15 protein-coding genes and 1 pseudogene are annotated in these 14,509 nt (G+C 67.0%); 4 read left to right on the top strand and 12 right to left on the bottom strand.

Annotated features, from left to right (window positions below; translation table 11 throughout):
* Positions 1 to 161: 161 nt before the first annotated feature.
* Positions 162 to 248 (top strand): annotated as a pseudogene (locus ACTHL9_RS12170) (type II toxin-antitoxin system YoeB family toxin); the annotation flags it as partial.
* Between the two features lie 10 nt (positions 249 to 258).
* Here the strand turns inward: ACTHL9_RS12170 and ACTHL9_RS12165 are convergent.
* The 3 genes from ACTHL9_RS12165 to ACTHL9_RS12155 all read right to left on the bottom strand — a co-directional run bounded on the left by ACTHL9_RS12165 (position 259) and on the right by ACTHL9_RS12155 (position 2,415).
* Positions 259 to 498: a hypothetical protein gene (locus ACTHL9_RS12165; protein WP_440519404.1), complete on the bottom strand. Its 240-nt coding sequence runs from the start codon at positions 496 to 498 to the stop codon at positions 259 to 261.
* A gap of 8 nt (positions 499 to 506) precedes the next feature.
* Entirely contained in the window at positions 507 to 1,931 is a 1,425-nt protein-coding gene (locus ACTHL9_RS12160; protein WP_440519403.1) for a flotillin family protein, read from the bottom strand.
* 85 nt (positions 1,932 to 2,016) lie between these two features.
* Positions 2,017 to 2,415, bottom strand: coding sequence for a hypothetical protein (locus ACTHL9_RS12155; RefSeq protein WP_440519402.1), 399 nt, complete (start codon positions 2,413 to 2,415; stop codon positions 2,017 to 2,019).
* A gap of 157 nt (positions 2,416 to 2,572) precedes the next feature.
* Between ACTHL9_RS12155 and ACTHL9_RS12150 the strand changes: the two genes are divergently transcribed.
* Complete coding sequence (locus ACTHL9_RS12150) at positions 2,573 to 3,091, top strand: hypothetical protein (protein WP_440519400.1); 519 nt, start codon at positions 2,573 to 2,575, stop codon at positions 3,089 to 3,091.
* 166 nt (positions 3,092 to 3,257) lie between these two features.
* Here ACTHL9_RS12150 and dctA read toward each other — a convergent pair whose 3' ends face one another.
* Both dctA and ACTHL9_RS12140 read right to left on the bottom strand, forming a co-directional pair.
* Positions 3,258 to 4,568, bottom strand: coding sequence for a C4-dicarboxylate transporter DctA (gene dctA / locus ACTHL9_RS12145; RefSeq protein WP_440519399.1), 1,311 nt, complete (start codon positions 4,566 to 4,568; stop codon positions 3,258 to 3,260).
* A 57-nt stretch (positions 4,569 to 4,625) separates the two neighbouring features.
* The gene (locus ACTHL9_RS12140; protein WP_440519398.1) at positions 4,626 to 5,765 is read right to left on the bottom strand and encodes a PrpF domain-containing protein; all 1,140 of its coding nucleotides are present in this window, start codon (positions 5,763 to 5,765) and stop codon (positions 4,626 to 4,628) included.
* Between the two features lie 127 nt (positions 5,766 to 5,892).
* Here ACTHL9_RS12140 and ACTHL9_RS12135 point away from each other — a divergent pair, with 127 nt between their 5' ends.
* Positions 5,893 to 6,834 (top strand): LysR family transcriptional regulator, encoded by a 942-nt coding sequence (locus ACTHL9_RS12135; protein WP_440519396.1) that lies wholly within the window; start codon positions 5,893 to 5,895, stop codon positions 6,832 to 6,834.
* Positions 6,815 to 7,033: a sigma factor gene (locus tag ACTHL9_RS12130; RefSeq protein ID WP_440519394.1), complete on the top strand. Its 219-nt coding sequence runs from the start codon at positions 6,815 to 6,817 to the stop codon at positions 7,031 to 7,033. The genes ACTHL9_RS12135 and ACTHL9_RS12130 overlap by 20 nt, the downstream gene beginning before the upstream one ends.
* Positions 7,034 to 7,170: 137 nt before the next feature.
* Here the strand turns inward: ACTHL9_RS12130 and ACTHL9_RS12125 are convergent, their stop codons facing one another.
* The 7 genes from ACTHL9_RS12125 to ACTHL9_RS12095 all read right to left on the bottom strand — a co-directional run.
* Positions 7,171 to 7,596, bottom strand: a complete 426-nt coding sequence (locus tag ACTHL9_RS12125; RefSeq protein ID WP_440519393.1) for an arsenate reductase ArsC — start codon at positions 7,594 to 7,596, stop codon at positions 7,171 to 7,173.
* Positions 7,593 to 8,291: an aquaporin gene (locus tag ACTHL9_RS12120; RefSeq protein WP_440519391.1), complete on the bottom strand. Its 699-nt coding sequence runs from the start codon at positions 8,289 to 8,291 to the stop codon at positions 7,593 to 7,595. Before ACTHL9_RS12120 ends, ACTHL9_RS12125 begins: the two co-directional genes overlap by 4 nt.
* Positions 8,288 to 8,638 carry an ArsR/SmtB family transcription factor gene (locus ACTHL9_RS12115; RefSeq protein WP_440519389.1) on the bottom strand — a complete coding sequence of 117 codons (351 nt, stop codon included), beginning with the start codon at positions 8,636 to 8,638 and terminating at the stop codon, positions 8,288 to 8,290. Before ACTHL9_RS12115 ends, ACTHL9_RS12120 begins: the two co-directional genes overlap by 4 nt.
* 26 nt (positions 8,639 to 8,664) lie before the next feature.
* Positions 8,665 to 11,034: a family 78 glycoside hydrolase catalytic domain gene (locus ACTHL9_RS12110; RefSeq protein WP_440519387.1), complete on the bottom strand. Its 2,370-nt coding sequence runs from the start codon at positions 11,032 to 11,034 to the stop codon at positions 8,665 to 8,667.
* On the bottom strand, positions 11,031 to 12,341 hold the full coding sequence (locus tag ACTHL9_RS12105) for an MFS transporter (protein WP_440519385.1): 1,311 nt from the start codon (positions 12,339 to 12,341) through the stop codon (positions 11,031 to 11,033). The genes ACTHL9_RS12110 and ACTHL9_RS12105 overlap by 4 nt, the downstream gene beginning before the upstream one ends.
* Positions 12,322 to 14,169 (bottom strand): beta-glucuronidase, encoded by a 1,848-nt coding sequence (uidA, locus tag ACTHL9_RS12100; RefSeq protein WP_440519383.1) that lies wholly within the window; start codon positions 14,167 to 14,169, stop codon positions 12,322 to 12,324. The genes ACTHL9_RS12105 and uidA overlap by 20 nt, the downstream gene beginning before the upstream one ends.
* 12 nt (positions 14,170 to 14,181) lie before the next feature.
* Positions 14,182 to 14,509 (bottom strand): family 1 glycosylhydrolase (locus ACTHL9_RS12095; protein ID WP_440519381.1); only part of this gene is annotated, 328 nt, incomplete at its 5' end.

Below are 14,509 nucleotides of genomic sequence, written 5' to 3'. Positions count from 1 at the left end.
CGACGGCGAATGACTACCTGTTCTGGGTCACGGTGAACCTGGACACGGGGGAGACGAAGTTCGCCAAGACCTACGCCGAGCACCAGACCTACGTGGCGCAGTACCAGCAGTGGTGCAACGCCAACGCCGGGAAGTGCCAGTAAGGGCGCACCGGGGCGTGGTCGCGGCGTATCGACGACGCGAACCGCTTGGTCTATTACGTCACCGACGATCGCATCGTCATCCTGCAAGCTCGCGAGCACTACTGAATCCCCGCCCTCACGCTTCCTTCAACACGTCCGGCAGCTCTTCTACGTAGACCGTCTGGGGCGGCTCGTAAAAGATGACCAGCACCTTGTCACCCACCTCGAACACGCTGGTCTTGTCGAAGGGGTGGGCGTGAAAGGCGCTCGTGCCGCCTTGGAATGGCAGCATGACCTCCCCGACCGTGCCGGGCCCAATCCGCCCCGTCACCCGTCCGATCTTGCCAGTGAGGCTCCGGTCAACGTCCTTGTGCATCGGCTTCGCTATGCGTCCTTGTTAGGACGCGAGCCTTTGCCATTCTTGAGCGCACCAGTAATTGACGGCAGGAAATTGCCCACCTGCGCCAGAATTCCGCCGACCATGCTGTTGAGGCCCTCGCCGCCGTTCAGGACGGTCAGCTGATCCACGTGGGCAAAGGGTTCGGCGGCGGCCGACACGATCGCCGGCATGTTCTCTGCGAGTTGCTGCGAGATCACCGCTTCCTGGTTGGTTCCGAGGGCTTCGGCACGCGCCTTGATGCCGTCCGCCTCGGCCAGAGACTTTGCCTTGATCGCCGAGGCCGCCGCGTCACCGCGTGCCTTCGTGGCGGCCGCTTCGGCTTCACCAGTGATCTTCGTGGCCCCCGCGATGGCAGCTGCGGCCGTCGCATTCGCTTGGGCTTCGACCTCCACCCTGCGGGCATTCGCCTGGGCCTCAAGCTCCGTGCGACGCGCCCGGGCCTCGGAGGCGCTGATGTCCGCCGCCTTCTGCGCTTCCGCCTCGGTGCGGAGCGCATAGGCCTTGGCGTCTGCGGGCTTGCGGATGGACGTCTGCAGCTTCTGCTCCTCGCGGTCAGCCTCGAGCTTCGCGACCTCAGTTTCCTGGACCACCACTTTCTGACGCGCCGTGGCCTCAGCCAGAGGGCCTGCCTGGGCGGCGTTCGCCTTCGCGGTCTCCGCGTTGGCCTGCGCCGCGGATTGCCTGATCGCGGAAAGGCTCTGGGCATCCGCAATCTGGGCCGCGGCCTCCGCTTCCTTCTCCGCGGCTTCACGGTTTCTCGTGGCCTCGGCGATCCGAGCTTCCATCTTCACCTGGGCGATATGCGGCTTCGCCAGGTTCTGGATGTAGCCCGTGGGATCCTGCAGGTCCTTAATTTGAAGGGAATCAACCACCAGGCCGAGCTTTTCCATTTCCGTGCCGCTCGCACTGCGCACCAAAGAGGCGAGTTTGTCCCGCTCGCGGATGATCTCTTCCATCGTCATGCTGCCGATGATCGAACGGAGGTGGCCTTCAAAGACGTTGTAGACCTGGCTTTCCATCTTGGGCTGCTGGCCGAGGAATCTCCTTGCGGCATTCGCGATGAAAGGCGCAGCGTCGCCGATCTTGTAGATCACGACGCCCTCCACGATGACCTGAATGCCCTGCGAGGTGACGCAATTGACTTGGAGCTCTGTTTCATTCAGGGTCAGCGACAGCGTCCTCACGGTCTGGAGCCCGGGAACCACCAAGGCGCCCTTCCCCGTGACGATCTTGAAGTCCATGCCGTCCCTGGTGTCCGCGCTTCCCCGCGTTAGGCCAGAAATGATCAACGCCTCATTCGGTTCGGCCACCTTCCACATCAATTTGATGAGCAGCCTGATGACGGCGATGGCGACGATAACGCCCACGATCGTCAGCAGAAGGGGAAGGTAGGCCAAGAGGTCGAACATCGACTGTCCTTTCAGTGGCAACGCGCTCAGGTGCCTCTGGTGTCAGTCTGCTGTGCTCGGTTTCAGGAGTCCAGCACGTTGTGCCTCACTCGACGGGAAGTCCAGCCCAATTGTGCGGAGTCCAGTCGACTGCGTAGCCGCACTCCTCCAAGAACAGAAGGATCGGTTCAGGCCTCCGGGGCGACCAGAAGGTCCACCACACACTCGGATCTGTGGTGACGATCTCGACGTCCCAGAAGAACGGCGCCAAGATGCGCCTTCGCCTCTTCGCGAAGACCTGCCTGACCTGCTGGTGGGGAATCACCCAAGGGCCTCGGGCGAAGAAGCGTGCGAGCCCGCGCGTCTGGAACTCGAGTCGCTGCGGAGTGATCACCAGACGCATCCACGGTGGGCTCGCGTTGACCTTGTAATTGCAGTACGCGCCGCCGACGAACTCGTGTCTCGGCGCTTCAGCCCTGATCCTGTCCCCACCGGCGTTCCCCATGCGGGCGAGTTTAGAGCCCGCGCGATGCGCCTCCGTAGACGGCCCCGAGCCCTCGCACAAAGTCGAGTACCGGCAAGTGTGGCGAGTGAGTACGGCGCCTTGGGACAGTTTTTGTGAAAGGACACCGCGGATTCTGCTCGACAAGCGGGTGACGATCATGAACTTGAACGACATCATCTGGGCGGCCAGCGCCAGCACGATGGGACTCCTGAGCCTGGCCGCGCTCGTGCCGGGACAAAAGCGGCTGGCGGGAACGCCGTCGTCCGTGAATCCGCGGGTGGAGGCGGTGGGGGAGGCTCTGGCTCCCGAGGCACCCCCTGCGGAGCGCCCGTTGAGCCCGGCCGACGACGGCGAGCGGCTGCTGCTCGTCGAGGCGAAGAACGCTGCGGAGGAGGCCTACGCGCGGCGCGTCGCGGTGGCCGAGCATGAGTTCATGGCGACCAAGAACCGGTCCGACGTCCACGTCCGGGCCGCGGAGATGTTCCTCGAGCATGAGGAGCGACGGCGGAGCCAGCGGGTCGGCACTGCGCGAGAGTATCTGGCCGACGCCCTGCTCGAACACCGTCTGATCCTGGCGGAGGCGGAGAAGGTCGTCGCCGACGCGAAGGCCCACGACAACGACGTCGAATCTGCCGCTGCCGCGCTCGAGGCCTTCGGCCAGCGACAAGCCGGATGACCTGTGAACCAAGCCGGAGGACCTGTGAACAAGGGTCGAGACGGGACGCAATCTGCTGCGTCCCGCCTCGGGTGCACCGGTTCAGTCCTGCGCCCGGCCTTCGGGCTACCTGTTGCGATGGGTGTGCAGGCTGAGTGACGCGGCGCGGTCTCGGTGAGCTGTGGGGCTAGTGAGCCAGGGCTGGCTCGGGCACTTGGACCTTCTCGGCCTCGACGGGGGTGAAGCCGGCCTTGAGTTCGGCATGGAGCTTCTCCGTATCGAGCGCCCGCTGCCACTTGGCGACGGCGACGCAGGAGACGATGTTGCAGACCGTGCTGGTGAGGGCGCGGGCCTCGCTCATGAACCGGTCGATGCCGACGATCAGGGCCACACCGGCCACCGGGAGGGTGGGCATCACGGTGAGGGTCGCGACCAGGGCGACGAAGCCGCTGCCGGTGACGCCCGCGGCGCCCTTGGAGGTCAGGAGCATCATGCCGAGCATGAGGAGGATCTGGTCCCAGCTGAGGTGGATGTCGCACGCCTGGGCGATGAACATCGATGCGAGCGTGAGGTAGACCGCCGTGCCGGTGAGGTTGAACGAGTAGCCGGTGGGGACGACCAGCCCGACGACGCCGCGCTCGCAGCCGATCCGCTCCAGCTTGGAGAGCAGGCGCGGCAGGACGGGCTCGCTCGAGGAGGTGGCGAGGACAATCAGGAATTCGTCCTTGAAGTAGCGCAGGAGCTGCCACAGGCTGAAGCCGGTGATCTTCGCGAGGATGCCCAGGCCGATGACGACGAACGCGATGCAGGCGGCGTAGAAGGCGAGGATCAGCATCCCGAGGTTGCCGATCGAATGGGCCCCGTACTTGCCCACGGTGTAGGCCATGGCGCCGAAGGCCCCGATGGGGGCGACCTTCATGATGTAGCCGAAGACCACGAACAGCAGCCGGTTGAAGCTGTTGACCACGTCCAGCGCGAGCTTCCCGGGCGCGCCGAGCTTGGTGAACGCGAAGCCGCACAGCAGGGCGATCAGGAGCACGGGCAGGACGTCTCCGTTGGAGAAGGCTCCGACGAAGGTGCTCGGGATGATGCTCAGCAGGAAGTCCGAGGGGTTGCTGCTGGGCAGCTGGCTCGTGTACTTCGAGGCCACCGAGGCATTGAGGTGGGCGGGATCGATGTGCATCCCGGCCCCGGGCTGGAAGAGCAGGACGGCGCCGAGGCCGAGAGCGAGGGCCAAAGCGGTGAGGGTATAGAAGAGGCCGAGGGAGCGGAGCAGGGTCGGGCCGACCTTCTTGGTGTCCGTCAGCGACGTGATGCCGCTGACGATCGTGCAGAAGACGATCGGAGCGATCAGGAACTTCACGAGTTTGACGAAGCCGTCGCCGAGGGGCTGGAGCGAGGAGCCGAGGTCGGGCCAGAAGGCGCCGACCAGAATGCCGAGCCCTACGCCGATGAGGACCTGAACGTACAGGTGTCCCAGGATTGATTTGATCTTCATTGAAAAAACTTCCTTGAGGGGCCCCGATCCATGATCGCAGGGGCCGGGCGGTTTGGGCTATGCGGTCTGGGCCACAGGTTGTGCGACGTCGATGTCGGCGATGGCGAGCTGGCGGGCCGCCCGGTGCAGGGCGACTTCGCTGACGTTGCCGGAGCCATCCGTGGTGACTTCGGCGGTGATGACTCCGGCGGGGGTGCCGATGCGCAGCAGTCCGGATGCGCTGGTGCCGAGGGGTGCCAGCCGAGCGGCTTCCGCGACGACCGTTCCCGGAAGGGCGGAGGCGAGGGAGACCGCGACGGCCGAGGTGAGCCCGATCGCCGGGTGCGGGGCGAGCATCGAGAGCATCCGCACTCGCACGTCGTGGCTCTCAGCGGTGATCTTCGCGCCGTCGGTTGCGATGTAGTCGCCGGCGGGGGCGACGACGCCGACCTTCGGCACCGCGTTCTGCGGGGGATCCTCGGGTCGCCGGATCCCCATCTGGACCGCCGCGGCAGAGCGCGCCCGGATCAGCCGGGGCAGGTGCGTAGCGAGAGGGTCGGTCATCGAGGACAGGTCGATGCCTACCTGGTCGGCGGGGAGGAAGACCGCCGGCGCACCGGCGTCGACCATGCTGCCGGTGAGTCCGGCCTCGCCGAGCACGATCTCGTCCACGGGGCTGCCGGTCGGCAGGACCGAGCCGGTCGTCTGGCCCCACGGAGCGTGGAACGAGAGGCTCACGGGGACGCCGGGCGCGCTGCTGCCCGGAACCCTGGCGCGCCCCGACGTCGGGACGCGGCCGCCCGGCGTCGAGATCGTTCCGCTCAGAGTGGCGCCCGTGTTCACGTTGCGCATGCGGACCCGAGTCGTTCCGGCGCCGGGGGCGACGATGCCCGACTGGACCGCGTACAGGGCGATCGCTGTGGCGCAGTTGCCGCAGTTGGAGCCCAGCTCGACGGTTGGGTCGCCGATTCCGACCTGCGCGAAGAGGTAGTCGAGGTCGGCGGGGCCTTCGGGGGTCGGGGTGATGATCGCGGCCTTCGACGTCGTCGAGGTTCCGCCGCCAACGCCATCGAGCTGGCGTGCGTCCGCCGCCCCGAAAGCATCGGCGAGCAGCATCAGCACCTCCTCCTGGCTGGTCGCGTGGAGGGCCACGTCGTCGGCGTCGAAGAGCCAGCACTTGCTCGTGCCGCCCCGGTACCAGTGACCGCGAAGTCGCACGGTCGTCTCCTTCATGCTTTGGGAGTGTTGCGCCTCACAGCGCCTGTTACTTCTACGATCCGCGCGACAAGGCTTCAGCACAATCACAGGAATCTTCAGATCCCTCTAGTTTTGCTAAACTCAAGGGATGGCTGATCTCGACCTGCACCGACTCCATCTGCTCCGCGAGGTGGCTCGCTCGGGGTCCTTGACGTCTGCTGCGGCGGCGCTGACCTTCACCACCTCTGCGGTCTCCCAGCAGATCGCCAAGCTGGAACACGAGGTGGGCGTTGCCCTGATCGAGCGGCACCCCCGCGGCGTCGTGCTGACGGAGGCAGGCCAGGCTCTGCTGCGCTACGCCGACGAGATCGACCGGACGATCGAGGCCGCCCGCGCCGAGATGGGCGAGTTCGCGGGCTTGCGCCGCGGGCAGCTGCGGATGGGCACTTTCCCCACGGTCGGGGCGTCCCTGATGCCCGACGTCGTGCTCGCCTTCCGCGCGCGTCACCCCGAGGTCGCCGTCACGGTCGTCAGCGCACGACGCGCCGGGCTTCTCGAGCGGCTCAGGCGCCGCGACATCGAGCTCACCCTGCTGTGGGACTACCCGTGGGAGCGCATCGAGGACGAGGACCTGACCCTCATCCCGCTCATGGACGATCCCACCCTGCTCCTGGTGCCCAACGAGCACCCTGTCGCGTCCCGGCGTTCCGTGCGGATCGACGCCCTGCAGGACCAGGAGTGGATTGTCCGCGACGAACATCCGGTGGCGGATGTGCTCCGCCGGGTCTGCCGCGACGCAGGCTTCGATCCGCGCATTGCGTTCGCTGCCAACGACTACCAGGAGACCCAGGGCATGGTGGCTGCAGGCATCGGCATCGCCTTGGCCCCCCGGCTCGCCCTCAGCGCGCTCCGCCCCGACGTCGTCGCCGTTCCGCTCGCTGGGTCCCCCGCCCGCAGGATCCTCCTCGCCCACCTCGCCAACCGCCGGCTCAGCCCGGCAGGGGAGCAGGCGGCCTCCGTCTTCCGCTCCACGGCGCGACGCGCCAAGGCCGCAGGTCTACGATCCTCTCGTGTCTCTCAGCCCGGATGATCTTTCCGCGCTCCGCAACCGCCTGCTGGCGTTCTGCTATCAGCTCCTCGCGTCGCCGTTCGAGGCCGAGGACGCGGTGCAGGACACGATGGAGCGTGCGTGGCGGGCCCGGAAGTATAGGCTGACGCAAGGAAAAACCCCGGCCGCATCATGGCTCGTGTCCAGAGAGGCGGGTTCGGGGTCTTCGTTGTCAAACTAGCAGAGGGCGAGGATCCGCCTTAGCCGGACCCTCGCCCGTGATTGCTCAGCAGCACTCGCTGCTGTCGTCGCAGCAGCAATCGTCGTCGCAGCATCCGCCCGCCATGCCGGCCACCTCCTTTCCCGCTCTTCCGTGGTCTAGAGGCCTGAGGGGAGCAGCTGGGCGATGAGGTTCTCGACGCGCCCCTTGATCTCGTCCCGGATGGGGCGCACGGATTCGACGCCCTTCCCGGCAGGGTCGTCGAGTTCCCAGTCCTCGTACCGCTTGCCGGGGAAGATCGGGCAGGTGTCGCCGCAGCCCATGGTGATGACGACGTCGGAATCCTTGACGGCTTGCGTCGTGAGGATCTTGGGTATTTCGGTGCGGATATCGATACCTTCTTCGAGCATCGCCTCGACGGCGGCGGGGTTCACCTTCTCCGCGGGCTCGGAGCCGGCGGACCTGACCTCGATGCGCCCCTCCGAGAGTTGGCTCAGGTAGGCGGCGGCCATCTGGGACCGACCCGCGTTGTGGACGCACACGAAAAGGACGGAAGGCTTGCCGGCGGCAGCATCTGCGCTCATGACATGACTTTCTGTTCGGCCTCAACGGAGGCGCCAGCGACGGACGGATACAGGAGGCGGACCAGGAGGAATCCGAGCGCGCCGCCTGCTAGCTGAGCGAGGACGAATGCGGGGGCGGAAACCGGAGCAATCCCCGCGAAGCTGTCGGTGATGGTGCGCGCGAGGGTGACGGCGGGGTTCGCGAAGCTGGTCGAACTCGTGAACCAGTAGGCGGCCGCGATGTAACCGCCGACGGCGAAGGCGACTCGGTCGGCACGACCCGAGCGGATGGTGCCGAACACCACGAGCAGCAGTCCGACCGTGGCCACGACCTCGCCCAGCCAGAGCCCCGGACCCGACCGGACCTGCGACGACAGCGTCACCGCGTCGAGCCCGAACATCAGATTTGCCACAACCGTGCCGACGAGGCCGCCGACGAACTGAGCCGCCATGAGCACCGCGGCAGTTGGCCAATCGAGGATCCCCAGAGCCTTCTCGACGAGCGTCACCACAGGATTGAACGAGGCTGAGACGGGCTGCAGCGCGACGATGAGCGCCACGAGCGCGGCCCCGGTGGCGATGCTGTTTTCCAGGAGCGCAAGGCCGGTGTCGTGGGGGGAGAGCCGGGCGGCCATGATTCCAGAGCCGACGACGGCGATCACCAGGAACGCCGTGCCCGTCGCCTCCGCGGCGGCGCGCCGAGCGAGGAGGCTCACTTGGCTGTCCCGCCGATGACGGCCGCCAGGTTCTCCAGCGCCTCGGTCCGAGCGCGGTAGTACGCCCAGACGCCCCGCTTCTCCCGATCGAGCAGCCCTGCTTCATGCAGGATCTTCAGGTGGTGGCTGATCGTGGGCTGCGAGAGGTCGAAGGCGTCGTTCAGGTCGCACACGCACGCCTCCCCGCCTTCGTGGGAGGCGACCAGTGACATCAGGCGCAACCGCACCGGATCCCCCAAGGCCTTGAGTACGATCGAGACTTGCTCGGCCACCTCCTCCGAGATTGGCTCGCGCGCAAGCGGCGAACAGCATGCGACTGCCTGAATCGGGGTCAGCTCGAGATTCATAGACACTCGTCAATATTTACGCCTGTCTATGTCTGATGGCAAGGGGCGGCCTTGCTGTTCGATCCGTAAGACCTGTGCCTTCCCGGGCCGTAGGTCTCGCGGCTGCCGTCGGGCAGGGTGACCGCGGCTTCGCTTCGGGGAGGCACGGTGAGGTTGTGGTGGAATTGGTCGTCCACGATCTGCCACGAAACCTCGATCTGTCCGCGAGGCGAGACGAAACGGAAGCTCGCCGAGGTCACCTCCCCGCCGGGAAAAGGCCGCACCTCGAAGCGCTCCCACCCGATGGAGCCGGGCGCCTGGCGCAGCCCCACAAGATATTCGTGGAGGAACCGGATCACCGCGCCCTTGCTGTAGTGGTTGAGCGAGGCATGGGCGTTCCCGTCCTCGTCGACGCCTTCCCAGTCCTCCCAGATGGTCGTTGCACCCCGGTCCAGCATCCCGAGCCAGGACGGTGTGCCGCGCCGGAAGAGCAGTCGGAATGCAAGGTCTGCGCGTCCGTTCTCAGCGAGGGTCGGAAGCAGCGCACCGCTGGAGAGGAAGCCCGTTCCGACGCGGTCGTCGGCCTCGTGGATGAGCTCGACCAGCCGGTCGAAGGCCGCCTCGCGGAGCGACTCGGGGACGAGGCCGAAGGCCAGGGCGCGGACGTAGGCCCCTTGCGTGTCCTCGCCCGTGCGGCCCTCGGCGGTGAGGAACTCCTTCTGCCAGGCGTCCTTTACCGCTGCCGCGATCCGGCCGTACTTCTCCGCGGACGCCCGCTCGCCGAGGAGGCCCGCGATCCGGCTGAGCGTTGACGTGGAGCGGTAGAGGTAGGCGGTTCCGACTTCACCGCGGTCTGCACCCATGTACGCGTAGGGGTTCTCGGCCAGAGGATCTATCAAGGAGCCGTCCGCTCGACGGCGCTTCGGCTCGCACCATTCGCCGTAGTGGAACGGGCCGTCCCAGATGTACCGCTCGTGGGGGAGCGGTACCTCGGAGCGCGAAATCCGCGTCGGGTGTCGGAGCGTCTCGGCGAGGTGGAGGGCGTAGTCGACCCACTGGACCATCGACTCCCAGTTCTCGGTTAGGACCTCCGGATTCCCGTAGGCCTCATAGATCGCCCACGGCACGAGGACCGTGGCGTCGCCCCAGCCGGCCGAGCCTCCCATGGCTCGGGCAGGATTCTCTGGGTGCGCCTTCATGCGCGCCGAATCCGGGGAGAAGGCGGCGGGAAGGCCAGCGTCGGACTGGTCGTCGCGCACGGACTGCAGCCACTTTCGGGAGAAGCCCTCGACGTCATACAGCATGGCCGCGACCGGCGCGAACACCTGATAGTCCCCGGTCCACCCCGAGCGCTCGCGGGTGGGGCAGTCCGTGGGCACGTCGACGATGTTGCCCCGGAAGCTCCACACCGCCGCCTCGTGCAAGCGCTCGAGCTCGGGCGAGCTGCAGCGGAACCATGCACGCAGCTCGAGATCCGAATGAACCACGACGACGGTCAGACTGCCCGGCTCGAGCTCTCGCCCGGGGTGGGTGATCCGCACGTACCGGAAGCCATGGACCGTGTGCCGAGGTTCGAAGACGTCGGGGCCGTCTCCGGCGATGACGACGTCCCTCTGGTGGAACTGGCGGAGGCCGTCCTGGGGCGTCGCCATGTCGAGATGAGCTGTGGTGAGGTCGCCGTCGCTGTCCAGATGCTCCCCGAACTCGAGGACGGTCTCCGATCCAGCCGGCCCGGGATCGCTGACCCTCACCCAGCCCGAGAGATTCTGGCCGGCGTCGAGGATCGACACGCCGTCCCGGAGCCGCCGCAGCGAGGCCGGACGGCGTTCTTCGACGCGGCGCACGGGCGGAGCGGGCGACCACGACGGCGCAGGCGGGGCAACGATGCCGACACGCACCGGAGCCGGGTCCGCCCGGTCGGGGTCGATGCGGAAGTCCGTGGTCTGCCCGCCCATCAGGTCGGCCCTGACAATCTGGCTCGGCAAGGTGACCCAGTCACCCCCGGTGCCCACGGTCATCCCAGCCCCCGCGCCGAGGTCGATCTCCAGCTGGGCGAGTGCCGCCGTCCTGCTTCCCCAGACGTTCCGACGCTGCGCGCCGCTGTTCCTGCCGCGGAACCAGCCGTCCGAGAGGACCACGTCGATCCGGTTCGGGCCCGGCGTAAGGTGCGCTCCGACGTCGTACTGTTGGGCGTACAGCGTCTCGTCGTAGCTCGTCGAACCCGGGGCGAGCTCGAGGTCCCCCACACGGATGCCGTTGATGAACACCTCGTACACGCCCAAGGCGGTGGCGGTGAGCGTGGCCGAGCGGGGAGCGGCCGGGAGCGCGAAGGACTTGCGGAGGATAGAGGCGCCCCGGCTCTCCCGGTTGGCATCCTCTTCGGACTCGGCGGGCGAGATCCACTTGGCAGCGATCATCGGACGGATTTGACCTTCAGGACGATGCACAGGCTTCCGATCAGTGCGAGGGTGGCCCCCGCGAGATAGAGGGCGGTGTAGTTCTTCTCGGCCCCATTCGCACCCAGGACGATGATGAGCGGCGCGATGAGGGGGGCGATGGCGCTCGGGATCCGCTGCGAGAACCCGACGACGGCGAGGTAGCGGCCCGCCTGAGCCCTGTCGGGCAGGACGGCGAACACGATCGCGCCGTCGACCGCGCCGAAGAGGGCGATGGCGGCCTGCATGAGGAGCGCGCCGATCACGAGGGTGACGAACGAGTGGGCGAAGGCCTCGGTGATGCCGCCGCCCACGAACAGCAGGGCGCCGATGAACGTGAACAGCTTGCGGCGCCGCAGCCGGTCCGACAGGAACCCGCCGATGAGCGCGCCGGCGCTCGCAGAGACGACGCCGAGCATTCCGATAATCGCGACCGTGCCAGCCACCTCCTTGACGGGCAGCCCGAGGCGCTGGGCGTAGAAGAAGGTGCCGAATGTGGTGTTGAAGTACAGGCCCATGAAGAAGATGAACCGCCCGAGCCAGTTCCACGCAAAGTCCGGGTACTTCCTGGGGCTGAAGACGTAGCTCGCCAGAAGTGCCTTCACGCTCACTGCACCGTTGTGGACGAGTCCCGCCGAGCTGCCTTCTCGCTTGAACAGCGGGAACAGCACGAGGAATACGAGCCCCACGAGCGCCGGGACCATGAACACCAGCAGGGTGCTCGAGGACACCGCGTAGGCGATGCCGATGCCCAGGACCGGCGCGATCTGGGCCGAGAGGCCGCTGAGCGCGGAGATCTTGCCGCGCTGTTCCTCGGGGATCCGATCGGCCTGGAGGTTCAGGATCGCCTGGCCCGCCGCCGACCAGCCGGACAGGCCGACCACCCAGCCGGCCCCCACGAGGATCACGTTCGGGGCCAGGGCGATGATCAGGAGGCCGAGGAGCCCGATGAGCGCGCCGCCGAACATGAACGGGGTACGGCGGCCAAGGCGCGAGCGGAACCGATCGCTCCACACACCGATGAGCGGGCTCGCAGCAATGGAAATGAACTGCGCGGTCCCTGCGACATAGCCGAGGACTTCCTCATGGCCCGGAGCGAGCTGGGAAATCCGCACCGAGAGCGAATAGGAAAGGGGAACGATGAAGGCCATCGAGACGCCGAAATTCGCCAGCGACATGAGCGTCAGATAGCTGGCGCTCGCCTTCCGGAGAGGCGGCGCCTCAACCGCGGGGACGACGGCGGCCGAGAGCTCCGCCTGCAGTTCGGCTTCAGTGTTGGGCTGCGACATGCTGACTCCTTTGTCTGCTCATTTCTTGCCTGCTCTTTTCTTGCGGTTCGGGCTTGCGTCCGCGGAGCTCCTTCCAGCGCTCCCGGAGGGCGAAGGCGGCGGCCTTCGGGTTGCGGTCTCGCGTGAAGACGCCCTTCTTGTTGCCGCCCACGCGGTGAATTGCTGGGCCGGTGCCGAAATCGGCGAAATTCCAGACGTGTTCGCCGACGAAGGAGGGAATGCAGTCGAAGACGCGGTGATTCATGGCGAGGAAGGCGGTCTGGAATTCTTCGGTCCACGGCATGCTCGTCACCGAATGGAAGCCGGGGATGGTGTCCGCCCCGTATTCGCTCATCATGATGGGCTTGCCGTATTTCGCCGCCCACCCCTGAAGATCGGCCTCGAGGAGCCCCTCCGCGGTCTCGAGGTCGCCCGTGGCCACGTACCAGCCGTAGTAGCGGTTGAGCGAGATGACGTCCACGAGGTCCGCGGTGCGGTCCGTCTCGCACGTGGCGAAGATGACGGTCGTCATGGTGACCGGGCGCGTGGGGTCGAGTTCTCGGGTGAGGCTGATGAGCGGCTCGAAGTACTCTCTGGCTCCTTCCTCGTTGGACGACGGCTCGTTCGCGACGCACCACATCACGACGCTCGGGTGGTTCTTGTCGCGGTCGATGAGCTCGCGGAGGTGCTGGGCGTGCGCGGCCTGAGTCTGGTCGTTGATGGTCTCTGGGGAGAAGGTGGGTCGCGGCGGCTGTCCCGTGAGGCCGGCCTCGACGGCGAGATTGAGGCCGACGGCGGCCGTCTCGTCGATCACGACGATCCCGTGGCGATCGGCGTACTCGAGCACCTCCTCCGCGTAGGGGTAATGCGAGGTGCGGAAGGAATTCGCACCGGTCCAGTCGAGGAGACGGAAATCGTGGACGAGGTAGGCGTTGTCGTGGCCCTTGCCGCGAATGGCGGAATCCTCGTGCTTGCCGAAACCCGTGAAGTAGAACGGCTCGCCGTTGATGAGGAATTGGTCCCCTTCGACGGCAACGGTGCGAATTCCCACGGGGATTTCGTAGACGTCCACGGGGTGGGCCCCGTCGTGGACCTCGATCTCGAGCCGGTACAGGTACGCCGCCCCGGGCCTCCACAGCACCGGTTCCTCGACTCGGAGCGTGCCCGAGTGTCCTTCGCCGGACGCGACCAGCTCTCCCGTCTCGTCCACGAGCCGCACGCTTGCCGGGGCCGGCTCGCTCGTTGCCAACCGGTAGCCCACCAGCCCGGTGCCGCCGTCGAGGTCGGTCGTCACCGTCACGCCCGTGAGGTGCGTGACAGGCGTGCTGTAGAGCCAGACGGAGCGGGCCAGGCCGCCGTAGTTGTAGAAGTCGTGGAAGTAGCTCTGGCGTTCCTTCCCGTCCGCTCCGACAGTCAGCTTCCCGGGCGGGACCGTGATGTTGGTCAGCCGATTGTCGACCGCGACGGTGAGCCGGAACGCCTCCCCCGGGAGCACAACGTCGGTGAGGTCCGCCTCGAAGGGCGTGTAGCCGCCGTCGTGCTTGATGACCAGGGTGTCGTCGACGTAGACGGCGGCAGCGTGCGTGGCGGCGTCGAAGCGGAGGACGATCCGCTCGCCAGCCCAGCCCCGCGGGAGGCGGACGGTGCGCTGATACCAGACGAGGCCCACGTGGTCGTGGATCTCCTGGTCCGCGAACAGGTCGTTGTAGCTGGCCGGGACGGCGGCCTCGAGGTGGGTGTCGAGCCGCGACTTCCACGGCTCCGCGCCGACCTTGGTGTCGAGGGCGAAGGCCCACAGCCCGTCCAGGCTGAACAGGTCGCGGGTCGGGGTGATGAGAGGCTTCAGCATTGAGGTCTCCTGCTAATGCCCGACGGCGGTCAGGGCGCCGGCGCGGGCGACGGAACCGAGCCACGCGAGACTCGGCTTGGGGGTGCGGGCGAACGTCTCGCGGTCGACGCTGATGAGCCCGAAGGTCGGCTCCCAGTGACCCCACTCGTAGTTGTCCAGAAGGCTCCAGTGCAGGTAGCCGCGGACGTCGATGCCGTCGTCGACCGCTTCCGAGACGTGCCGGAGCGCCTCGCTCGTGTAGGCGATCCGTCGGGCGTCGTCGCTGGTGGCGATGCCGTTCTCGGTGATGAGGATCGGGAGGCCGCCGGTGACCTCGGCGGTGTGGCGGAGGGCGATGCCG

Origin of the sequence: Sinomonas sp. (genome assembly GCF_051955515.1) — a bacterium.
In the GTDB taxonomy this organism is placed as follows: Bacteria; Actinomycetota; Actinomycetes; order Actinomycetales; family Micrococcaceae; genus Sinomonas.
This window is presented reverse-complemented; position numbering and strand designations above follow the sequence as displayed.